General features: G+C 48.8%; 20 protein-coding genes and 1 tRNA gene. 7 read left to right on the plus strand and 14 right to left on the minus strand.

Annotated features, from left to right (window positions below; all coding sequences use genetic code 11):
* Positions 1 to 32 precede the first annotated feature (32 nt).
* The 4 genes from FIV45_RS09165 to nhaB form a co-directional block, all read right to left on the minus strand.
* A tRNA-Pro gene (locus FIV45_RS09165) sits at positions 33 to 109 on the minus strand.
* Between the two features lie 123 nt (positions 110 to 232).
* Positions 233 to 742 (minus strand): DUF192 domain-containing protein, encoded by a 510-nt coding sequence (locus FIV45_RS09170; protein ID WP_099474818.1) that lies wholly within the window; start codon positions 740 to 742, stop codon positions 233 to 235.
* A gap of 114 nt (positions 743 to 856) precedes the next feature.
* A complete protein-coding gene (locus FIV45_RS18855) occupies positions 857 to 1,456 on the minus strand; it encodes a cold-shock protein (RefSeq protein WP_275671294.1) in 600 nt (199 codons plus the stop codon).
* Positions 1,457 to 1,924: 468 nt separating this feature from the next.
* Positions 1,925 to 3,532: a sodium/proton antiporter NhaB gene (nhaB, locus tag FIV45_RS09180; RefSeq protein ID WP_099474820.1), complete on the minus strand. Its 1,608-nt coding sequence runs from the start codon at positions 3,530 to 3,532 to the stop codon at positions 1,925 to 1,927.
* Between the two features lie 223 nt (positions 3,533 to 3,755).
* Between nhaB and FIV45_RS09185 the strand changes: the two genes are divergently transcribed.
* A complete protein-coding gene (locus FIV45_RS09185; RefSeq protein WP_099474822.1) occupies positions 3,756 to 4,187 on the plus strand; it encodes an iron-sulfur cluster assembly scaffold protein in 432 nt (143 codons plus the stop codon).
* Between the two features lie 5 nt (positions 4,188 to 4,192).
* Here the strand turns inward: FIV45_RS09185 and FIV45_RS09190 are convergent, their stop codons facing one another.
* The 7 genes from FIV45_RS09190 to bufA2 form a co-directional block, all read right to left on the minus strand.
* The gene (locus FIV45_RS09190; RefSeq protein ID WP_099474824.1) at positions 4,193 to 4,693 is read right to left on the minus strand and encodes a DoxX family protein; all 501 of its coding nucleotides are present in this window, start codon (positions 4,691 to 4,693) and stop codon (positions 4,193 to 4,195) included.
* 21 nt (positions 4,694 to 4,714) lie between these two features.
* Entirely contained in the window at positions 4,715 to 5,485 is a 771-nt protein-coding gene (locus tag FIV45_RS09195) for an HvfC/BufC N-terminal domain-containing protein (protein ID WP_165777081.1), read from the minus strand.
* Entirely contained in the window at positions 5,472 to 6,377 is a 906-nt protein-coding gene (gene bufB, locus FIV45_RS09200) for an MNIO family bufferin maturase (protein WP_099474828.1), read from the minus strand. The genes FIV45_RS09195 and bufB (FIV45_RS09200) overlap by 14 nt, the downstream gene beginning before the upstream one ends.
* Before the next feature lie 10 nt (positions 6,378 to 6,387).
* Positions 6,388 to 6,657 (minus strand): BufA1 family periplasmic bufferin-type metallophore, encoded by a 270-nt coding sequence (locus tag FIV45_RS09205; protein ID WP_099474830.1) that lies wholly within the window; start codon positions 6,655 to 6,657, stop codon positions 6,388 to 6,390.
* A 149-nt stretch (positions 6,658 to 6,806) separates the two neighbouring features.
* Positions 6,807 to 7,601 carry an HvfC/BufC N-terminal domain-containing protein gene (locus tag FIV45_RS09210; RefSeq protein WP_165777082.1) on the minus strand — a complete coding sequence of 265 codons (795 nt, stop codon included), beginning with the start codon at positions 7,599 to 7,601 and terminating at the stop codon, positions 6,807 to 6,809.
* Complete coding sequence (gene bufB, locus FIV45_RS09215) at positions 7,588 to 8,457, minus strand: MNIO family bufferin maturase (protein ID WP_099474834.1); 870 nt, start codon at positions 8,455 to 8,457, stop codon at positions 7,588 to 7,590. Before bufB (FIV45_RS09215) ends, FIV45_RS09210 begins: the two co-directional genes overlap by 14 nt.
* A gap of 73 nt (positions 8,458 to 8,530) precedes the next feature.
* Positions 8,531 to 8,806 (minus strand): BufA2 family periplasmic bufferin-type metallophore, encoded by a 276-nt coding sequence (bufA2, locus tag FIV45_RS09220; protein WP_099474836.1) that lies wholly within the window; start codon positions 8,804 to 8,806, stop codon positions 8,531 to 8,533.
* 535 nt (positions 8,807 to 9,341) lie between these two features.
* On the opposite strand from bufA2, the gene FIV45_RS09225 reads away from it, so the two are divergent.
* The 5 genes from FIV45_RS09225 (at position 9,342) to FIV45_RS09245 (ending at position 16,442) form a co-directional block, all read left to right on the plus strand.
* A complete protein-coding gene (locus FIV45_RS09225) occupies positions 9,342 to 10,169 on the plus strand; it encodes a mechanosensitive ion channel family protein (RefSeq protein ID WP_099474838.1) in 828 nt (275 codons plus the stop codon).
* Between the two features lie 150 nt (positions 10,170 to 10,319).
* Complete coding sequence (locus FIV45_RS09230) at positions 10,320 to 13,442, plus strand: efflux RND transporter permease subunit (protein ID WP_099474840.1); 3,123 nt, start codon at positions 10,320 to 10,322, stop codon at positions 13,440 to 13,442.
* A 2-nt stretch (positions 13,443 to 13,444) separates the two neighbouring features.
* On the plus strand, positions 13,445 to 14,506 hold the full coding sequence (locus FIV45_RS09235; protein ID WP_099474842.1) for an efflux RND transporter periplasmic adaptor subunit: 1,062 nt from the start codon (positions 13,445 to 13,447) through the stop codon (positions 14,504 to 14,506).
* 17 nt (positions 14,507 to 14,523) lie between these two features.
* Positions 14,524 to 15,630 (plus strand): sensor histidine kinase, encoded by a 1,107-nt coding sequence (locus tag FIV45_RS09240; protein WP_099474844.1) that lies wholly within the window; start codon positions 14,524 to 14,526, stop codon positions 15,628 to 15,630.
* Positions 15,627 to 16,442 (plus strand): LytR/AlgR family response regulator transcription factor, encoded by an 816-nt coding sequence (locus FIV45_RS09245; RefSeq protein WP_204602343.1) that lies wholly within the window; start codon positions 15,627 to 15,629, stop codon positions 16,440 to 16,442. Before FIV45_RS09240 ends, FIV45_RS09245 begins: the two co-directional genes overlap by 4 nt.
* Before the next feature lie 11 nt (positions 16,443 to 16,453).
* Here FIV45_RS09245 and FIV45_RS09250 read toward each other — a convergent pair whose 3' ends face one another.
* Positions 16,454 to 18,040, minus strand: a complete 1,587-nt coding sequence (locus FIV45_RS09250; protein ID WP_133118607.1) for a hypothetical protein — start codon at positions 18,038 to 18,040, stop codon at positions 16,454 to 16,456.
* Between the two features lie 227 nt (positions 18,041 to 18,267).
* Here FIV45_RS09250 and FIV45_RS09255 point away from each other — a divergent pair, with 227 nt between their 5' ends.
* Positions 18,268 to 19,395: a glycosyltransferase gene (locus FIV45_RS09255; RefSeq protein ID WP_099474848.1), complete on the plus strand. Its 1,128-nt coding sequence runs from the start codon at positions 18,268 to 18,270 to the stop codon at positions 19,393 to 19,395.
* 3 nt (positions 19,396 to 19,398) lie between these two features.
* Here FIV45_RS09255 and FIV45_RS09260 read toward each other — a convergent pair whose 3' ends face one another.
* Together FIV45_RS09260 and FIV45_RS09265 are read right to left on the minus strand one after the other, a co-directional pair.
* Complete coding sequence (locus FIV45_RS09260; protein ID WP_099474850.1) at positions 19,399 to 20,628, minus strand: TIGR04063 family PEP-CTERM/XrtA system glycosyltransferase; 1,230 nt, start codon at positions 20,626 to 20,628, stop codon at positions 19,399 to 19,401.
* A complete protein-coding gene (locus tag FIV45_RS09265) occupies positions 20,628 to 21,860 on the minus strand; it encodes a TIGR03087 family PEP-CTERM/XrtA system glycosyltransferase (protein ID WP_099474852.1) in 1,233 nt (410 codons plus the stop codon). The genes FIV45_RS09260 and FIV45_RS09265 overlap by 1 nt, the downstream gene beginning before the upstream one ends.
* Between the last annotated feature and the right edge of the window lie 22 nt (positions 21,861 to 21,882).

Below are 21,882 nucleotides of genomic sequence, written 5' to 3' on the forward strand. Positions count from 1 at the left end.
AACGTCAGCGGCCTTTTTGTCTCTTAATTTAATGGTCGGGGAGACAAGATTTGAACTTGCGACCCCCTGTACCCAAAACAGGTGCGCTACCAGGCTGCGCCACTCCCCGACTAGGATTAAATTAAGTGTGAGGGCTTAATACAAGAAGCTCTCAGGAAGGGCAAGTGCTTTATGCACAAACTTCATCTTTTTTCTGACTTTATCATATTCCGCCGCACAAATCCGCCAAAAGCTATTTCAGCACCGGAAAGATTTCATGCTGTATCATGTCGCCAACGGCAATTCCCAGTCGCTGAGTCAAGCCGGCATTTACTTCCAGAGCCGAAATCACCGGTGACTGCGAAGAAACAATATCGAGTGTTTCCGGGACCGTATTGCGCGCAATATGTACAATCCTGCCGCTCCGGTCGATAAAAATAATATCCAGAGGAAGATAGGTATTCTTCATCCACATATTGACCACTCTTGATCTATCAAACAGGAACAGCATTCCCCTCGTATCCGTCATATGACGCCGAAACATCAAGCCTTGCGCTCTCAAGTCAGGCCGGTCGGCCAGTTCCACCTCGAACTGGTGAATTTTATGCGCCTGGTTCATGATGGACAGCCGTGAAAACGCTGAAATTGGCCCCGGGGTTTCCTGTAGCTGTTTCTGTTGCGCCGCACTGGCGCCTGGTCCGAAACAGGCCAGGACAAGACCCGCGATAATAAACCGCAGTATGATGTGGCGGGAAAATTTCATAGATACAAACTCACAGTCAAAAGAAACCAAGAAGGGCGCCAGAACATTTTGTCCCGCGCCCTGACTTTTAACATTATTTTTCTGGAAAGGACATACCCTTCTCCGGCCAGAGGATCACAGCCGAATGGCTTTCACCACCAGTCCCCTTTCACCATCGCCAACGGCAACCGCAACGGTTTGACCGGGCACCAGATGATCAATGCCGAATTTTCGTAGAAGTTCCATATGAACAAAAACGTCCTGACCGCCATCCCCGCGATTGACGAATCCATATCCGCGAACCCGGTTAAACCATTTCACGGTTGCCTCGACAAATTCAAGGTCGGAGATATCCATATCCACCATTTCCGGCGTCATGGTCTCAACGTCGGTACCAACCGCCGTTGACAGGTCAAAATCAATGATCTTTACCGCCTGACGTCCTTTCGGACGATCCGCCGATAAACAGGTCACATCGGTGCCTTCCGGCAACATGCGACGACCAATATCTTTGAGAATGGAAAAATGGACCAGTATGTCACCTTCACCATCTTCAGGTGAGATAAAACCATACCCTTTGACAGAATCAAACCATTTGATTGAGCCACGGACTTCATCAAAATGATTTATGTTACCATCCATTGAGGTCACCTTACTTCCTCGGTCTTTGCTTTCCTCATCCCGGACTGCCATTTCCAGCCCTTCATGAGCTGTCGTTAATGAATTAGACTCCATATCACTTCACTTTTCTTAAATCTAAGTGCACCCCAAACAAGCAAACTCTACCTTTTATTGCCTTACATACTACCATAAAAACCACTATGGTCCAACCTCTTGTCAGATAATGGCATTTAAAAGTATAGCGCAGGTCTGCTTGGGGCATTGCCCCGTCTTTCCTTGTTTATTAAATTCTTCACTTGTTCAACCAGCCGTTCACTTGTCACGCGAAACATTTTCTGAACAGTTTTGTATCGATATATTCGAATCTTTTTATATATTATAGTTAACAACGCAGTATATCATTAAACCATTAGTTGCCAAGTGTAAAACATATATCCTTTTAGAAAGACGCCTCGTCTTGAAAAACATCATATCCATTAGGTTTTACAACTAGTTGATTGAAATCATAACCTCTCTTTTTTTTATGAAAAAGGCGGGGGCACCGTAAATACCTCCGCCTTTTAAACATCACTGTAGAATTATCTAATGCGAGGATTTCTCCAGGGTCCCGTGAGACTCCTGTGGCGGGACATGATGATTAATCAATCCCTTGTCATACATGATATCCGTCGCAGGCTCCAACAGCATTACTACGGCCAAAAACCCGGTCAAAGACATCACAATGGTGTACGGCAGCGCCATAGTCACCATTCGCATATATGACAACCGGATCAACGGTGCAATCGCAGATGTCAGAAGGAACAGGAAGGCAGCCTGGCCATTAGGTGTTGCAACAGACGGGATGTTTGTTCCTGTGTTAATTGCCACAGCCATCAGATCAAACACATCCCGGCTAATAGTGCCGGCGACAAGTGCCTTCTGAATCTCTGAGATATAAACGGTACCGACAAAGACATTATCACTGATCGCCGACAATATCCCGTTGGCAATATAGAAACCGGCAATCTGTTCAGAACCTTCCAGTGACAGAACATAACGAATCACGCCACCAAACAGGTCCTGTTCGGCGATAACCGCAACAATCGCGAAAAACACCACCAACAACGCGGTAAAGGGCAAAGCTTCCTCAAAAGCCTTTCCGATCTGGTGTTCTTCAGAAACACCGGTCAAGGCAGTGAGCAGTACGATCACAGACAAACCGATAATCCCGACAGGCGCCAGATGGAACATCAGGCCAATAACCAGCCAGATAGCAACAACGACCTGAGCAATCAGGGAAGCACGGTCGCGGTTGGTGCGCTGAGCTGTTTCTTTTTGGTCGAAGTCTTCCAGGATGCCCCGAACCACATCGGGTAATTTCGCGCCATAACCGAATACACTGGTTTTTTCAAGAACAACACAGGTCGTCAGGCCAACAACCAACACAGGCATCGTGATCGGAGACATGCGGAAGAAGAATTCAATAAAATCCCAGCCGGCGCGCTCGCCAATAATCAGATTCTGTGGTTCCCCCACCAGGGTACAAACCCCGCCAAGGGCGGTGCCAACCAAGGCATGCATCATCAAGCTGCGCAGAAAAGCACGGAACTGATCCAGGTCCTCGCGGTGCAATTCCTGTACATCGTCATCGGCAGAATGATCGTGGTCATGGCTGGCTTGTTTGCCGGATGCCGCCTTATGATAAATCGCATAAAAACCGACAGCGACGGTAATCACCACCGCCGTAACAGTCAACGCATCCAAAAAGGCTGATAATACTGCCGCAATCAAACAAAACAGAAAAGACAACAGGGTTTTGGACCGCACATTCAGAAGAACCTTGGTGAAGACAAACAACAGCAGTTTTTGCATAAAATAAATGCCGGCCACCATAAAGACCAGAAGCAGAATAACCTCCAGTCCACTCTCAATTTCATGCTTGACCATACTCGGCGTTGTCATCTGCATAAAGAGCGCTTCAATCGCCAGCAAGCCTCCTGGTAACAAAGGATAACACTTAAGCGCCATCGCAAGCGTGAAGATGAATTCAACAACAAGCATCCAACCCACAATATAACCACCATGTTCAGCCCCAAGCGTCAGGAGAACCAATGGATTGAGAATCAAAAAACCGATGATGGTTAGCTTGTACCATTCCGGTGAATGACCAAGGAAATTCTTGGTCATTCCCGATGCAATAGAATTTGCCATTTGTGTGCTTTGCCTTCCTAAGAAAATTTACTGTGACGATTTTGGGGTCGTCGTTATTTATAACCCTGTCTTTTATTACATTTTCCCGGCTTGTCAAATCAAGAAAAACCGAAAAAAACCTGTGAAAAGCCTTTTCTTCACTGTCCTGTCTTCCAGAATCCGACTGGACAGGACCGCCTGAATAGAATAATCACTAAATCCATATGTTAAACAAGAGCCGCTCATGATTGATCAACTTTACCAAAAAGCCATTTTAAAACATGCCGCTGCTGCGATTGGCCATGGTGCTGTTGATCCTGCCGACAGACACTTAACGGTTCACAATCCTTTATGTGGTGACAGAATAACCGTGTCTCTGACCCTTGAGGGAGAAAAAATATCCAGCTTTGCTCATAAGACAAAGGCCTGTGTCTTATGCCAGGCCAGCGCATCGATTCTTGCAGAGAGTATTGTCAATGAAACGCATGAAAGTCTTGAGATTGTCTATCAAAACCTGAAAAGCGGCCTGTCCGATAAACAGCTTACAGAATGGCCGGAAGATAAATGGCGGGCGCTGCATATCTTCCAGCCTGTTTCAGATCATAAAAATAGGTTTACCTGTGTCACCCTTCCCTTTGAGGCCACGCTAAAGGCTTTAAACGGGGATAAATCCTGATCCCTTTACAGGCATTTCTTACAAATCAGCCGGTCCAGGGACAGTTTCCCGCCGCCCTTGGCCATAATGACCAGCAATGCAATCGCCCATAGGCCATGAACGGTCCAGAGATTGGGATAAACGAAAATCTGGATCACAGCCGTCATCGCCAACATCGCCAAGGCAGCATAACGAGTGAACAGGCCGAAGATCAGCGCCATTGGCAACAGGATTTCCGCTGCAAGCGCCATATGGGCCGCCAGTTCCGGGGACAACAATGGCAAATCATACTCATATTCAAACAATGTGTATGTCCCCGATGCCACAGTCCAATCCAAAGTCACCACATTCCAGATCTGGGCGAGAGAAAACTCTCCCAGTCCTGCTTCATTAAATGCAATTTTGGTCATGGCCGATTTCCAGAAAATAGCTGCCATGATAATACGACCCGCCATCGCCAGATAACAAATCTCAATTTTGCCCATCAGGCCACTCAGCCACATCACCAGCTTTTTTAATGTCATCATTTGCCTTCTCCTTGCCCGTTATTACTTAATCATAAAACCGTCTATCAGATCAGCCTGCAGAATGGCCTGCAAAGCCACCTCCAGTGAAAAGTCCGTATAAAGATCCATAACCTGCGTACCGGCCTGCCCCAGTGTCTCGCCCGCTGCCAACCGTTTCACCAATTCATATCCCGCCTCATCCAGCCGCATCACTTCAACCTCCAGCTCCCGACGAAACACAACAAGGTATGATTCTCCCTGATCCAGATTAATTTCGACTCCCAAAGGGCTGTCTTCCTGATTTGCTAGCCAGATATCCAGAATGGGATAGACGCTGTGGAGCATCCCCATATTAGGTAAAAAACGGAAGACCAGATCGTTAAATTTTTCTGGGGCGATCTCGTTAAGCCGGGCAACCCCAAATCCGCTGGCGTCTGGCCCATTAAACGTAGAATTCCATTGATGTTCGAACCGGGCCACGTCAGACAAATACGGCAAGCCTTCTACCTCCGGTACACTGCACAGAAAATTCGCCATTTCCGCCCCATAGGTCATCAAAATCGGGCTTTTTGGTGGACAGACGCGAATGTAACGCCGGGCGAGCTGATCAAAAAAAACCTGACCAACCAACCGATACAGGACCGGGAAATTCTGTGCCAAGGCTGCCCCGAGTGTAATAAAACTGTTATTGCAGTATATATTCAGACGATCTTCCACCGGTAACCCGGCCGGGACAATCGCGTCACTAACAAGTCCGGTATCCCCTTCCAGAATAGACCGGGTGAAACGATGTTGAAAATTACCCACAGACATAATCTTGCTCTTCCTGAAGGTTTTGACAGCCATGTGTTTTAAGAAAAATGTCGGCCCGATGTGCTTCCTGTTGCAAGGTCATCAGGGAAGGAATATTGCTGTCCCATTCGATCAGACTTGGTTTGGGGCCCATCAGTTTCAGAGTATAATCATATAACGCCCAGACATCCCGCGAAACATTGGTGCCATGGTCGTCAATGCGCAACGTCTTCCCCCGCCAAGTTTTAAGTGAATGACCGGCAAGGTGGATTTCCTGAACAGTATCAGGCTTCAGAGCCGCGAGGTAGGTTTGTGCATCCCAACCATGGTTCTCGCAACTGACGTAAACATTGTTCACATCCAACAACAAGCCACAGCCGGTCCGCGCCAAAATCTGATTGAGGAACTCCGGCTCCTCCATAACACTGGCATGCAGCAAAAGATACGTGGACGGGTTTTCCACCAGAATCTGGCGGCCGAGAAAATCCTGCACCTGCTCAATATGATCACAGGTCAATTGCAGGGTTTCAGGTGTATAGGGCAAAGGGATCAAATCATTAAGATAAACCCCGTTGGCGACACTCCAGGAAATATGCTCCGACACCAGGGCCGGTTGATACCGGTCCACCGCTTTCTTTACGGCCTTCAGGTGATCCAGAGACACCCCGTCTGCACTGCCCAATGACAGGCCGACGCCATGCATGGACAAGGGATATTTTTCGCGGATTTTTTCCAGAAAGAAGTGTGGCGCGCCGCCGGCCCCCATATAATTCTCTGTGTGGACTTCAAACCAGCCGACATCAGGGTTTGTCTCCAGAACGTCCTGATAATGTTGCGGCTTAAGCCCGATCCCGGCACGCACCGGAATCGGGTCAGAATTCAGGGCCCGCCTATCCTTCTTGAAGGGAGACATGCGCTAACGCCTATTTGTCAGACTTGAGGCTGCCACCGACGATTTTCTCGCATGTCCCTTTGGGAACATAGATCCAGGCGTCTTTCTGTCCATCTGTTGTCGAGGTTCCAGCACAGGAAGAATTGGCCGTCGCACAATCATTGTGTCCTGATTTTACAATGCCATAGCATTTTTCAACAGCCTTGTCTTTTGCCTGAACAACAGGTGCAGAAGCCATGGTCAAGGCCGCCGCCATTGCAGATGCGACAACGATTGATTTGGTGGGTGAAACTTTAGTCATTTTATAGTCCTCTCGGTTAATATTAATTATTCAAACTCATCACTACTCTACCCCGAAGAAAGTCAGATTCGATGAACAGCAACACGATCTCACAGTCGCTCTTCAAAGGAAAGTAACAGATGATCACACTATTCGTGAACGTCCGTGACCTAAAGCGGTAGTTTCGCATGATCTAGTCGGGATATTAATCCCTCAACCACCCAGCCTTTCAGGAAATTCGCGGCCTTGGCAGGTGCATCATCCCCGTAGAATTTCGCCAAGGCCTCACATACCTCTGGAAACGCTCTGTATTCGGAAACCACCTTCAAGGCGGCGGCTTCCTCCCGTGGCAGTGTCCTGAAATAACTACGCAAATCATACCGCCATTGTATCACATCGGCCGGTTCAGGCATTTTTTCTGGCAAAGTTGGTTCTTCATACTGTTCCTTCACCGACGCCCATACCCCCGCTACATTCCATTCATAAGCCTGCATATAAAAAGAGGGATGAAACCTGAACCGTAAAGTCGTCCACACCATCGGCGATAAGGCCGCCACATCGGAAAGCGTTACATAAGGAGCATCAGGTGCGTCGAATACATCATGAAATTTCCATTCGAAATGCGCCATTTCCTGAACAACCGGATTGTCACAATAAGGAGGCTCCTCCCCGACCAGTTTCTCAAGGTAACGCCCAAACAGCCTTAAGGAAGGATGACCGGAAGGATAGAGGTCTATATAAAGCTGACACAATGTATAAAAAGCCTCATCCCCCAGCATGGTATGCAGAACAGGATAATCTTCCTGTAAAATATCCCGTAGCCGTGCCCGATAGGCATGTTGGTAAATCCCTAAGCGGCGTTCGGGACTGATCTTACCCCCCTTTTCAATACAAGAAAGGAAATCTGTTTTTTGACCAATCACAGCGCCATGAAACAACGCCTGCATTTTTTCAAGGTCGGACATTGCGGTCTCTCCTTTCAGTATCCGTGATCCCCCATGCTTTTTCCCCGATTTCACGCGCCTGATCAAGTTCCGCCAACAAAACCGGGAGCGCCGGAATGTTGTCATCCCGTTCAATCATAGTCGATACCGGACCAAATATTTCACATGCTTTTGCATAGAGATCCCATACTTCTGAGCGTACCGGATGATCATGGGTGTCAATCAAAACATCGCCATTATCTTCATGTCCTGCCAGGTGAAACTGCCAAACCCGGTCTTTCGGAATCGCTTGCATATAGGCTAGCGGATCAAAGTCGTGATTAAACCCGCTCACATAGATATTATTGATGTCCAAAAGCAGCAGACAATCCGCCCCCTCGGCCACCTCAGCAATAAACTCCCATTCGGTCATGTCGGAATTGGTAAACCCCAGGTAACTGGACGCATTTTCCAGCAAAATTTGCCGACCAAGATAATCCTGAACCTGTTTCACTCTGTCAATAACATGACGGGCCGTATCCTGATTATATGGCAGCGGCATCAGATCATGTAAATTATGTCCGCCAAGGCCTGTCCAGCACATATGGTCGGAAACCCAGGAGGGATTAACCCTGTCGGCCAGCTTTTTAAGATCGGCCAGATATTCCATATTCAAGGGATCGGTTGCCCCGATGGAAAGCGATACCCCATGCATGACAACGGGATAACGCTCTATAATCTGATCAAGATAGTAAAGTGGCTTGCCCCCAGGCACCATGTAGTTCTCTGAAATAATCTCAAACCAGTCAACAGACGGGTTTTCAGTCAGAACAGACTCATAATGGTCAGGACGTAGACCCAAGCCAAAACCGAGATAAGGGCGCGGTGATTGTGTCATAAGTTATGGTCTCATAAAAAACGGCGGCACCTTCCTGTAAAAGATACCGCCGTTTTCGTGTGTTTTCAAAGGCTTATTTGTCTTTTTTAACTTTGCCGCCTTTTTTGGCGCATTCTTCAGCAGACATGCTCAAAAAGCCCTGTCCCTTACAGGACCCCTGCCCCTTACAGGCATTCGTTTCTGTTTTACAGTCATTATGTCCTTTACAGGCATTCACACCATAACAATGTACTTTAGCTTCTTTTCCTTTAGCATGGCCGTCACCAGCAGCAGCAACACCTGAGGCAGCAAAAATGCCAGCCGCAGAAACGGCCATTGCAAGTCCGAGTGTTTTCATTGGAGTTGTCATATCTTAAAGTCTCTCTATATTTTGAGTCAATGTTAGCGGGCTAATTGTTACATTTGAATTTCTTATTTTCCCAGTCACACCATATCACATATTTGTGTATCCTATAGCGGTGTTGCTAAATCTCTGAATAGTATACACGAATTCATTAATAAGTAAAATTATTGCCCCTGCCTGTACGCGGTCCACCGGGATGAAACAGAAAATATCTTAAGAATATCAATCTTTTTAAATTTAATAACGATTATTACTTGCATTATTAATCCGCATCGATATAGTGATCCCTACTGACGCGATAAAGACAACAGGGTTGCTCCCTCCCTATCCACATTGGGCAACCTATCTGACAGTTGTCATTGTGCGTTATGTTGATACCCTGGCCTGATATGCATCCTATCCACCCATCCACCCAAAATGCATATCAGGCCCTCCTCTCCCTTGCAGATTTACCTTGATCACTATTGCTTTCATTTTTCATTAGAAATATATTAACCATCAGGATTAATACCTCTATTCACAAATAAAAAAGGGTAACTAGATGGAAAATGAAGTCGCACACTATTCAGAACTGGCGATGAACCTTGTCATGCTGCATGGCATGAATGTGCTCGGCGCGTTGCTGACATTAATTATTGGTTGGATGATCGCAGGTTGGGCACGTAAAGCCGTTTCCAGAATGCTGGGACGAAGCTCACGGATAGATGTAACCCTGACATCTTTCCTCTCCAGCGCCGTTCGTTACATCATTATAATATTCACTCTTATCGCCGTATTGGGAAAATTCGGCGTCGAGACAACCAGCCTGGTTGCCATTCTTGGTGCGGCTTCTCTGGCGATTGGTCTCGCATTACAGGGTACTCTCGGCAATGTGGCCGCAGGTGTTATGCTCCTGATCTTTCGTCCTTTTAAAATCGGTGATTTCATTGATGCAGCCGGACAGTCAGGCACCGTTAAAGATCTCGGTCTTTTTGTAACCGAACTGGCAACGCCGGATAATGTCCAGATTATAGTCCCTAATGGCATGGTCTGGGGCGCCTCAATTAAAAACTTCTCGGCCCATGCCATCCGGCGTGTCGATCTGTTAATCGGCATCGGGTATAATGATAATATTGATCATGCGATACAGCAGATTGGCTCGGTAATTGATGCGGATGAGCGGGCATTGAAATCACCTGAGGCGTCAATTTTCGTCGGTGAACTTGCCGACAGCTCGGTTAACATTGTGGTTCGTGTTTGGACGGAAAGCGCAAATTACTGGCCTCTCAAAGCCGCATTGACCAAAAACATCAAACATAAATTCGATGAAAAAAACATATCGATCCCTTACCCGCAACAGGATCTTCATGTCATCACAATGACCAAATAAAACTTTCCAGTCTGCAATATTTGCAGACTGAAAGCCGGATTTTCCCCACTTATCCTATTGATAAGCCGTTTCATCGCAAACGGCTTATTTTTTTGAAAACGGCCTGTTACCGTGAAACTGGAAGATATCAGAGTGTAACAGGATAAAAAAATGACCTGGACCAAAAAGAGCCTAAAAAACCCGGCAGCAGTGGCGGTAATCGTCGCCGTTATATTCCTCTTCGGAGGTTATAGCGTCACACAATTGCCTGTACAGCTATTCCCCAATATTGAATATCCGCAGCTCGGCATATTCACCTCCTGGCGATCCGCGTCGCCGGTGGAAATTGAATCGGAAATTACCGAACCCCTGGAAGAAGTATTGCAAGGCATTCCCGGTCTGAAGGAAATGAGCGTCAATTCAAATCAGGGCGCGGCCTTTATCAATCTTCAGTTCACCATGGAAGCCGACATGGACAAGGTCGTGCTCGACGTTATCAGTCGACTGAACCGCCTACGGCCCCTGCCGGTGGATGCGGACAAGCCTGTTCTTTTTCTAGGCGGCGGTGGAGGGTCCAATGACACCCTGATCTATTATTTCATGCAAAAACTGCCAGACAATCCGCGCGCCATTGATGAATATATGACCTTTACCCAGGATCGTATAATCCCCCTGTTCGAGGCCATTCCCGGCGTCGCCCAGGTCAATAATCAAACCAACCTTCCCGAAGAAGAACTGCAAATTACCTTCGATCCTTACCGGGCCGCGGAACTTGGGATTGATGTTGCCGACATGGCGGCGGCCGTGGGCCGGTCCCGTGATCTATCCGGGGGCTTTATCGAAAACGGCCGTCGGCGGTATACGGTGCGTTTTATGGGGCGTTATACTCCGGAGGATCTGAAAAATCTGGTCCTTGAATGGCGGGACAGCGGCCCAATCAAACTGGGCGACATCGCAGAAATCACTGTCAGCCGGGGAAAACAAACAGACATCGGCATCCAGAATGGTAATCCCGCCCTCTCGCTGCAAATCACCCGGGAAAATGGCGCCAATGTTCTGGAAACGATTCAAAAAGTTAACGCTCTTGCCGATGAACTCAACCAGGGCATTTTGAAAAATAACGGCCTGTTCATGCAGAAATCCTTTGACCCGTCTGTGTTCATCAAACGCGCCACCGGACTCCTGTCGGGGAATCTTGTTCTGGGGGTCTTTTTTGCCATCGGCATTCTGTGGTGGTTCCTACGTCAGTCACGCGCCACCCTGATTATCGCCATTACCATTCCGGTCTGCCTGCTCGCGACCTTTATCGTTCTTTATATGGCGGGGCGTTCAGTGAATGTTATTTCCCTGGCTGGTCTGGCTTTCGCCACCGGTATGGTGCTTGACGCCGCCATTGTCGTAATGGAAAATATCTGCCGTCTGAGAGAGAACGGCACAAAGACCGATGCGGCCTGTACGATAGGTGCAAAACAGGTCTGGGGGGCGTTGGTGGCCTCGACAGCAACAACCGTCGCCATATTTTTACCGGTCATGCTTTTAAAGGACGTTGAGGGCCAGCTATTTTCCGATCTGGCGTTAACCATCGCCATCGCGGTCAGTGTATCACTGTTTGTCGCAGTCACGGTATTGCCCGTTGCCAATAAACATTTTATGAAAGGTAATCTTCCCAAAGATAAAAATTATAAAACCTGGCAAAAGATGTCCGGCAGGATCATGTCCCTGACCCGCACGACAAAACACCGCATGGCCTGGATCACCAGCCTGATTGCAGTGTCCATTGTCGGAACCTATCTGATGTTTCCCAAACTGGACTATCTGCCGCCGGTCAAACGCGATGCGGTGGATGTATTTTTCAGATTTCCTGCCGGCATGTCCTCAGATGTCCTGCTGAAAGAAATTGTTCCGGTCCTGACAAAACGTATGGAACCATATGTTACAGGCGCCAAGGAACCGGCCCTGAAGAATTATTATCTGATCACCTTTACCAATTTCAATGGAGGCACCATGGGAATCCGGGCAAAGGATCAGTCTCGGGTCAAGGAACTTGAACGCATCGTACGCGAAGAAATTATCGCCGACCTGCCGGATGTACAGACTTTTGCCTCACAAGGGAATCTCTTTGGCGGCTTTGGCGGTAGCGGCAATATTGCCATACATTTACAATCCACCGACAGTGCGGCATTGGCGAATGCCTCCCTGAAAACATCTGAGTATGTCACTGATGCCCTGCCGACAGCACAGGTCAATCCGGCGCAGAATCCGGAACAGGCCCAACCCCTGCTTTCCATCGTGCCGGACGACAGACGCATTCAGGAAGCCGGATGGAGCCGCAGTCAACTTGGTCGCGTCATTCAGACCACAGGAAATGGCTTGTTTGTTGGGGAATTTTTTGATGGAGAAAAACGGATGAATATCATCCTGAAAACTCCTGAAAATACCAGTCCGGAAGAAATCGCCGCTGTCCCCCTCGCCACCCCGAACGGCGGCATTATGCAGCTGGGAGAATTGGCGCGTCTGGACCAAACCGTGGGACCGCAGCAAATCCGGCGCGTGAATGGTCGTCGCACCATGACATTCAATGTTTCTCCGCCGGAAGGTATGCCATTGCAGGAAGCCATGGAGATTATTCGTCGCGATGTTGAACCGAAGATACTGGCAGATCTTGGCGATGGGGGCAGCGTGATTTACGGGGGCAGCGCCGATTCCCTTAAAAACGCCATCGCCAGTCTTGGCAGTAATTTTCTTCTGGCCTTTGGCTTGTTGTTCATGATCCTTGCTGCGTTATTTAGATCCCTGAAGGACGCCTCTCTGGTGGTGATCAGCATTCCTCTTGCCGCTGTAGGGGGCATCGCCGCCATCCGCATTCTCGGGCTTTTCACCACCCAATCTCTGGATCTTCTGACCATGATCGGTTTTATCATCCTCCTGGGGTTGGTGGTCAACAACGCCATCTTGCTGGTCATGCAGACCCGGGCGGGCGAAGCCGAAGGACTGGGCCGTCAGGCATCCGTGCAACAGGCCCTTGAGCTGCGGTTACGCCCAATCTTCATGAGCACCCTGACCAGTATTTTCGGTATGCTGCCCCTCTTGCTGTTCCCGGGGGAAGGCAGCGCCATCTATCGTGGTCTTGCCGCCAGCATTGTCGGTGGTATGGCGGTCAGTACGGTCTTTACCCTGATCCTGTTGCCGAGCCTGCTACAACTTGGCAAGGCGCAAAAGGTGCCCAAACTCATTATTGATAACAAGACAGACAGCCCGTCTCTGGAAGACAGACTAGTCGGTGTCGGAGAATAACCATGACAAGACCCCCTGTAAAATTTCTGGTTTCAGCCCTAGCTCTTGTTCTGATCACCCATAGCGCCGAGGCCCAACAGCCGCCGAACCAGCCCAAGGCGAAAGTTCGGGTCGCAACTGCGGAAATGACCGAAATCGCCCCGACCCTGAATGTGCCGGGCACCGTGGTCAGCCTGCAAAACTCGCGCCTTGCGGCTGAAACCTCCGCTGCAGTCGACTGGGTTGCAGAGGTCGGTACCCAGGTAAAAAAAGGGGCCACCGTGGCCCAGTTGAATAAACGCCTGCTGCAACTGGAACTGGTCAACAGCGCGGCAGATATCAAACGCATCAAAGCTCAACTGGATTTTCGCACGAAAGATGTCACCCGCCTTAAAAAGCTTCTGACCAACCAAACTATTGCCGAAAGTCGCTATGACGAGGCCATCTCGCAGGAAAGCGTCCTCGAACAGGAACTGGCCCAGGCCGGCGCCCGCCACGACAGAATAAAATACCTTCTGGAAAAATCAGAAATCAAGGCGCCTGCTGATGGATGGGTTGTCGAACGTTATATTTCTGCAGGAGAATATGTTACCGCCGGGGCACCGGTGGTTCGCTTTGTCGATACCGTAAATTCAGAGATTACCGTTCAGGCGCCTCTGGACCTGTTGCCCAACATCACGGCCGGCATGGAAATCACAGTCGCCAATGGTAACCAACTGGTCACAACCCGGATCAGAGCCATCATTCCTGTCGGGGATAATGCCAGCCGCATGGCTGAGATAAGACTGGAAAATCCGGGCAGAAAATGGGCCATCGGCACAGCCGTGCGCGTTAGTCTGCCCAATGCTGAAACGCGAAAAGTCCTTGCCGTACCAAGAGATGCCTTGATTATTCGCGCCGGACAAAGCTATATTTACAAAATTGCGCAGGACGGCAAAGCCGAACGGATTAACATTCGCTCTGGCGTGACCAGCGCAACACGTATAGAAGTAACAGGACACCTCACCCAAGGAGACCAGGTGGTCACTCGGGGTGGGGAAACATTACGGCCAGGACAGGAAGTTGAAGTCCTGCCGTTAAGTTAAGTCCGGACAGGTGTATATTGGATAAACGATTAAAAACATTGATTGAGCATAAAGAACGCCTGTTCTGGAGCTTGCAGATTCTCGGCTGGATCGCCTATTGCGCCGCCCGGACATTGAATGCCTATGCCCTCGGAGAAAAACCGGAATTTATTTATGCGGTAATGATGGGGGTTATCGGCGGGTTCTGGATTACCATCGGGCTGCGACATATCTATCAGTTCCTGCGCCAGGCCAACATGCCTCCGCTGCTGATGTTGCTGTCAATCATTGTGTGCATTCTCCTGAGCTCCATGCTTTTTTCCGTAATTGAAGTCTGGTCAAAAAACCAACTCTATGATCCCGACTGGACCATGGAAGGCATGGGATTCCTCTATCGGTCACTCTATGACACTTTTGTCCTGATGGCCTGGACAGGGCTCTATTTCGTGATCAATTACCATTTCCAGCTCCAGCAGCAGAAAGAAATGTATCTTGCCGCCTCGGCGCAGGCCCATCAGGCCCAGTTGCAGATGCTGCGCTATCAGTTAAACCCGCATTTCCTGTTTAACACCCTGAACGCCATTTCCACCCTGGTTCTGGAAAATCAGATTAAGGAAGCCAACGGCATGTTGAACAAGCTGAGTGCGTTTCTACGCTTCAGCCTGGTCAGCCAACCAACACAAAAAACAACTCTGGAAGAAGAACTCTACGCCCTGTCGCTCTATCTTGATATTGAACGGGTAAGATTCCAGGAACGGCTCAAGGTTGAAATCGACGTCACAGATGAGGCAAAGGCCGCACTGATCCCCGGTCTCTTGCTTCAGCCTATTGTCGAGAACGCCATTAAATATGCGGTCAGCCCTCAGGAAGATGGCGGCACCATATCCATTACAGGAAAAATTGAGGATAAAAAACTCAAAATCACTCTGCAAGACGATGGCCCCGGTTTTTCCAAGGAGAAGCCAAAGGATTATCACCAGAAATCGAGTGGGGTAGGCATTGCCAATACGCGGGAGCGTCTCAAAAAGCTTTACCCTAATTCCAGTACGTTTGAAGTCATAAGCCAGGATAAAAAAGGTGTTACCATACACATCACACTGCCTTGTGAGTTTTCCAATGAGCCTTATGCGGAGGTTGCTCAATGATGCAAAAGAAAATCAGGACACTGTTGGTTGACGACGAACCCCTCGCCTTGCGTGGGCTACAAATTCGTTTGAAGGAATTTGAAGATGTCGAAATCATTGGGACCTGTTCCAATGGCCGCGAAGCCATCAAAAAAATTCGTGCCGAACGTCCGGCGCTTGTCTTTCTCGATATTCAGATGCCTGGCTTCGATGGCTTCGCCGTGATCAAGGCCCTGGCCAAGGAAGAAATTCCCTTGATTGTATTTGCCACGGCTTTTGATCAATATGCCATCAAAGCCTTCGAATCACATGCTCAGGATTATCTTCTGAAACCGATTGATACAGACCGACTGCATGAAACCATGAACCGCGTCCGCGAAGCCATCAAGGAGCGGATCACGGTCGAACAGAATGCCAAGCTTATTGAATTGATCCGGTCTATGGACAATCCACCGACCCTTGAGTTGTCCGAAATCATCAATACCCAGGAACTGGTCAACGAAAATAACTATGAAACTCATCTCAATATCAAGGATCGCGGACAAATCACCCGGGTCGATATTACAACGATTGAGTGGATTGATGCGGCCGGGGATTATATGTGTCTGCATGCCGACGGCAAGACTCATATCCTGCGGGAAACCATGAAAAATATGGAAAAGCGCCTCGATCCGGAAATATTCCAGCGCGTCCATCGGTCCACCATCATTAACATCAACAAGGTTAAGGAGCTGCAACCCACCACTGGCGGAAAGTATCAAATTACCCTGGAAAGCGGTGCCGACCTTCAGGTCAGCCGTAATTACCGTGATGTATTGGGGCGGTTCCTGTAAAGGAGCCCCCCCTATTCCATATCAGGAAGTTCGCGGGTTCTTTCGCTGTTTGATTGACGTAAATTCAGCAAGGCGTCTTTAAGTTTATTGTTTTTGGCCGCGCCATTCCGTGAAACCGGGCCTTTTTCCTGAATGGTTCTCAGAATAGTATCCATTTCAGTGGTCAGTTGATTGAATTTATCAAGCAATTTACCTGATGCATTCGAAATTGTCCCCAAATCGCGCGCGGTATTATGCAGGTCTGACAATATATTATCCTTATCCTGTACTGATGCCTCAAAAGCATCCTGCTTTTCCTGCAGGGTTTTCAGATTGCTTTCAACAAATTCGGCCATATTCTGATAAGTTTTTTCCACTTCTGTGGTCAGGCCTGTGATCAGTTTTTCTGTCCCGGCATGGGTAGTCTTCTCACTGGCTTTCAAATTTTTCTGCATTTCCAGAAGGTGCTTGGCGATGGTTGCCGCCTGTTTATCCATTTGCTTGGTGAATTGCATCGCCCCGTCAAGCTGCTGCTTTTTCATTTTATCTGCGGCGAGCGTTGCATCTTTCAAGGCCTTGTTCAGATTGTCTGCGTCCACGCCGACCTGCTTCGTCATGGTTTTTGAGAAATCAGCCAGAGATTTCACCATCAATCCATCCAGTTTTTCTTCCTGCGCGCTGGACAGTTCTTTCACCGCTTTGGAAATTTCCGTCATAGGCTTATCCAGGCTCTTGTGCAAGACTGCCTCCAACTGATCGGCGATATTGACCTCTGCCAGGCTTTCCACCAATCGGTTCATATCACCCTGCCATTCATTCTGATCAAAGAGACCATCAATCGTCCGGGCGAGAAGTTTTGCGCCCTGATCCAGGATCTGTTCGACAAAATGCGCCGCACCAAAGATAATAATCGCCGCGGTGAGACAGTAAAGCAAAGCCACCAGCCCCGGCTGCAACGCCGTCATTACATGCATTTCAGCAGGATCAAGGCTATACGACACCAGAGAGAAACCGACACAAACCAACCCCGCACCAATCAAAAGACGGGCAAATACAGGAAAGAAACCGAGCAACAGGGTTTCCCCGACAAGGCTGTCCCTGTTGAACAGGACTTTGGCCGGCGCGGTGGCCCGCACCGGAGCGATCAAGACATCCTTACCGTCTCCTGACTTTACGGCCCTTTTAGACAGACGCACAGATTTGACCACTTCCGGATCTACTTTACGTTCAGCTTCCTGAACAAGATAGCCACTGTAAGCCTCCGCCAATTTGCCAATAAAGCCCATTTCCTTCATTTGCGAAAGGAAGTCTTTCAATGTGGTACGACGGGCCGGTGCGCTGGCCAGCGGCAATCGCGTCATGGCGGAATGGGCCGCGCTAATATGATACCAAACGTACGTCACGGGAAAGACAAGATACAAAAGGAAAAAGACCAGACCAAACAGACTGAGATAACCGCCAAAGGCCACAAGGCTGCTTTGACTGACCATGCGCAGAAAGTCCCGCGGCAAAGTGGCCGTCGAGACCATTTCCACCAACACCACAAGCGCAGGATTAAAAATATATGCGACCACGGCAGCCGTAAGGCCTAAAATAAAAAATGTCAGATTTTTCGACACGTCCATCACCCTTGATTTTTATCTGTTTGTTCCCCGAATTTCTCTTGAGTATGGGGAGTAACCCAGTTTGGTAAAAAAAGCCTTAGTTTTAGTAAAATTAAAAACATTTGCGGAAATTTGCCAAAGACAAGGCCATTTTTTTCCCTTAGATTACCGCTTACCATATTTTAGCAAATTTTACATATTATGCCACCCGATAGCATAACTCAGACAAAAGAAAAACAACCTTGGTTCAGAAAAACAAAATTCCCCATATCTTTCATGTCATTCCATCCTTTGCACATGGTGGCGTTCCGATCCGGATTTCATACCTGATGAACCATTTTGGTGGCAGGGCGCGTCATAGTCTGCTGTCAACAGACCATGTCTACAGCTGCCGGTCCCGCCTGTCTGCAGACATTGACCTGACCATACCCGATATCGCGCACGCCGATCAGGGCAATATTCTTCAGCGTATTCTGGCCTACCGCAAGATTATCAAAGACCTGAAACCTGATCTGATGCTGACCTATAACTGGGGATCTACGGAATGGGCCCTGGCCAACCGCCTGCGGCCCCTTTGCCGTCACTATCACCTGGAAAGCGGTTTCGGACCGGAAGAGGCGCTATTCACCCTGCCCAAGCGCAATTATTTCCGTCGTCTGGCCCTGGGACGTATCGAGGGTATTGTTGTCCCGTCCCAGACACTCGTCAAAATTTGTCAGGACGACTGGCATATCCCGCCCGGTAAAATTCATTATATCCCCAATGGGGTTGATTGTGAGAAATATGCCGCCGCACCAAGCCCGGATGCACTCCCCGGTTTCAAGAAAAAACCGGGCAACATCACCATTGGTACCATGACGCCATTACGTCCGGAGAAAAATTTATCCCGCCTGATTACTGCATTTAAACACCTGAAAACCACCTGTCCGAACAAGGATCTGGATCTGGTGATCATGGGCGAAGGCAATGAAAGGGCCGCCCTTGAGCAGATGATCCGGGAATATGGTCTTGAAGCCCATGTCTATATGCCCGGACATGTGGACGACCCGGCAAAAGCACTTGGCTGGTTGGACATTTACGCGATCTCTTCCGATACGGAACAGATGCCTAATTCAGTTAATCAGGCCATGGCGGCCGGCTTGCCCATTGTCGGCATGGATGTAGGCGACGTCAAATTTATGATGAATGACCTCAACCGCCCCTTTATTGCGCCAGCCAGGAATGACCGCGCCTTCGCTGAATGCCTGATCGCACTCACAACAGACGACTCCCTGCGCCAGGAGATTGGACAGGCCAACAAGATACACGTCAAGCAGACCTTCGACCAGCACCGCATGTATGAGTCCTATGCCAGCATATGGGGCGTTTAAAGGCTACTTTATGGTTTCTTTGGCAGGTTTATTCTGCGTGATACGGTCAAATACAGCAGGGTAATTGGCGATGCTGTTCTTCCAGTTCCGCACTTCTTCCACATAATGCCGCCCGGCCGCAATAATATCCGGCCATTTATCTCTATTTTCCAAAGTATTGATAATGGTCTGCGCCAAATCTTTAGGACTGTCGGGGGCGAAAAGAACGCCAGTCTTACCGTCCTCAATCAGTTCATTGTGGCCACCGATATCAGAAGCGGCGACCAGTTTATGCTGGGCCATGGCTTCCAGCGGCTTTAACGGTGTCACCAAATCGGTAAGTCGCATTTTCTTACGAGGATAAACGAAGATATCCACCTGGTTATAATAATCCTGAACCTTGTCATGGGGCACACGCCCGGTAAACATTACATGTTTTTCAATATTATAAGCCTCAACCAGCTGTTTAAGATTATCTTCTTCCGGACCGCCCCCGACCAGAAGAATTTTCACTTCTGGAAAATTTCGCCGAATACGCGGCAAGGCCTGCAGCAGAATTTCAATCCCTTCATAATCATAAAAGGACCCAATAAAACCAAGCACAACAGCACCATCAAGTCCAAGCCGGCTCCGTAATTCCTTATCCGGTTCATGAGAGCCGGAAAATTTAGCAATATCGACTGCGTTGGGAATAAGGGTTATTTTCTCGGCCGGAATGCCGCGAGACACCAAATCCTGTTTCAGCCCGTTACAAATAACAGTTACCGCGTCCGCTTCCCGAGCGACCTTGGTTTCCATATCCCGGGTCATGCGATACCGTAGGTCTCCTTCTTTACAGGACCCGTGGCTCACCGCCGCGTCTTCCCAGAAAGCTCTAATTTCATAGAGCACCGGAATATTGAATTCCTTACCAACCGCGACCGCCGCCATGCCGTTCAACATCGGGGAATGTGCCTGAATGACGTCCACTTTTTCATTCTTAAGGATTTCACGCAGGCGTTTTTTTAGGCTGCGCACTACTTCATACTGATTGATCACCGGTAATTTGGCGAAAATCTTGTTGTACCGCGTCGTTCGGAAAAAATGCAAATCCTCAACAGTTTCCTCCGCCCCCTCCGGATTGAGATGTTTGATGCTTGTCACATGACGGGTCTCATAGCCCAACGCTCTCTGTTCCCGTAAAATCTGGTAACTGCGGAAAGTATAACCGCTATGCAGCGGAATGGAATGGTCAAAAACATGCAGAATACGCATCAGTTAAACTCTTTAGTTTTATGTTTCTCAGTAAATGCCGTCAGGGTCCGGGTAATACAGTCATCAAACAGCGTCATCGCCCGGGGCCAGTTATGATGCGACATCACCCTCTCCCGCCCGGCAATTGCCAGACGTTTTCTGGCCGTGCTGTCCTCAAACAGATGTGAAATATGGGCAACATACTCTTCCGGTGTTGTCGCCGCCAGGATATGCTCCCCCACTACCGCGTCAACACCACGGGCCGCAGTTCGGCTACTGACCACGGGCACCCCCATGGCCATGCCTTCCAGAATTTTATTCTGGGTACCGCGGGCGATTTCCAGTGGGGTTACCATTACCGCTGATTTCCGCACATATGTTCTGATATCATCAACCGTTCCCGTAACCGTTATCCCTGGCCTGTTATTCAAGGCCAGAATGTTTGCCGGCGGTTCGGCGCCAATAACCGTAAGATTGGCCTCCGGGTATTTTTCTCTCAGTTTTGGCAATACCGTGTCACAAAAAGACAGGACGCATTCCTCATTCGGATAATAATCCATACGCCCAACAAAACTGATGCCGTAAGGATCATAATCAGCATCTCCCGCCTGACCATCCGGGGTAAAGAAATCAAAATCAACCCCGTTCGGGAAGAAACCGGATGCTACTCCGGTTTGATAACTGTCCAGGGTGTCCACTTCAAAATCTGTAGCGCAACTGCACAGGTCAAATTCACCGCAAAGTTTTTTTTCTTCCCGTTCCAGCTTCCGCCCTTCAAGCCGATAACCAAAGCTCACCGGCCAGGGTTTAAAATTGGCGAAGGCCAGCCATTTCTGGCTGTCCATATCGCAAAAATCGAGAAGTTTGGGAATGGTCGTAACATGAGACACATATTGAGCCGCCGTCGAGCTAAACACCACGATGAGATCAAAGGCGGTTTTATCCAACAGACGATTAACTTCTGTCTGCAAGGCCCGCGAATAGAAGAACCCCATGGAAGAAGGTTCCGATGTCAAAAGACGCGCCCCCATCCGCAAGGCCTGAACCGGATTTCTGACCTCACACAGGACAAATTCTTCACAGTAATCGGCAATGCCCTGACACTCTGCTGCTTCCCCTGACGATCTGGCGAGAGAGGCAACCGTTACCTTATGACCCGCACCTTGCAGATGCTTGACCATATTAAAGGATCGAATTTTATCCCCCCGGGTTGGTGGATAGGGAAACCGATGACTTAAAAACAGAATATTCACACATTATACTCAATTGGGAGAG

Origin of the sequence: Paremcibacter congregatus (genome assembly GCF_006385135.1) — a bacterium.
GTDB classification, from domain to species: domain Bacteria; phylum Pseudomonadota; class Alphaproteobacteria; order Sphingomonadales; family Emcibacteraceae; genus Paremcibacter; species Paremcibacter congregatus.

Coding starts and splice junctions, on each gene's coding strand:
- FIV45_RS09185 (WP_099474822.1), top strand. CDS start 3,756: ATGATTGATCAACTTTACCAAAAAGCCATTTTAAAACATGCCGCTGCT.
- FIV45_RS09235 (WP_099474842.1), top strand. CDS start 13,445: ATGACAAGACCCCCTGTAAAATTTCTGGTTTCAGCCCTAGCTCTTGTT.
- bufB (WP_099474828.1), bottom strand. CDS start 6,377: ATGTCTCCCTTCAAGAAGGATAGGCGGGCCCTGAATTCTGACCCGATT.
- FIV45_RS09230 (WP_099474840.1), top strand. CDS start 10,320: ATGACCTGGACCAAAAAGAGCCTAAAAAACCCGGCAGCAGTGGCGGTA.
- FIV45_RS09205 (WP_099474830.1), bottom strand. CDS start 6,657: ATGACTAAAGTTTCACCCACCAAATCAATCGTTGTCGCATCTGCAATG.
- FIV45_RS09195 (WP_165777081.1), bottom strand. CDS start 5,485: ATGTCTGTGGGTAATTTTCAACATCGTTTCACCCGGTCTATTCTGGAA.
- FIV45_RS09210 (WP_165777082.1), bottom strand. CDS start 7,601: ATGTCCGACCTTGAAAAAATGCAGGCGTTGTTTCATGGCGCTGTGATT.
- bufB (WP_099474834.1), bottom strand. CDS start 8,457: ATGACACAATCACCGCGCCCTTATCTCGGTTTTGGCTTGGGTCTACGT.
- FIV45_RS09260 (WP_099474850.1), bottom strand. CDS start 20,628: ATGCGTATTCTGCATGTTTTTGACCATTCCATTCCGCTGCATAGCGGT.
- FIV45_RS18855 (WP_275671294.1), bottom strand. CDS start 1,456: ATGGAGTCTAATTCATTAACGACAGCTCATGAAGGGCTGGAAATGGCA.
- FIV45_RS09225 (WP_099474838.1), top strand. CDS start 9,342: ATGGAAAATGAAGTCGCACACTATTCAGAACTGGCGATGAACCTTGTC.
- nhaB (WP_099474820.1), bottom strand. CDS start 3,532: ATGGCAAATTCTATTGCATCGGGAATGACCAAGAATTTCCTTGGTCAT.
- FIV45_RS09190 (WP_099474824.1), bottom strand. CDS start 4,693: ATGATGACATTAAAAAAGCTGGTGATGTGGCTGAGTGGCCTGATGGGC.
- FIV45_RS09245 (WP_204602343.1), top strand. CDS start 15,627: ATGATGCAAAAGAAAATCAGGACACTGTTGGTTGACGACGAACCCCTC.
- bufA2 (WP_099474836.1), bottom strand. CDS start 8,806: ATGACAACTCCAATGAAAACACTCGGACTTGCAATGGCCGTTTCTGCG.
- FIV45_RS09170 (WP_099474818.1), bottom strand. CDS start 742: ATGAAATTTTCCCGCCACATCATACTGCGGTTTATTATCGCGGGTCTT.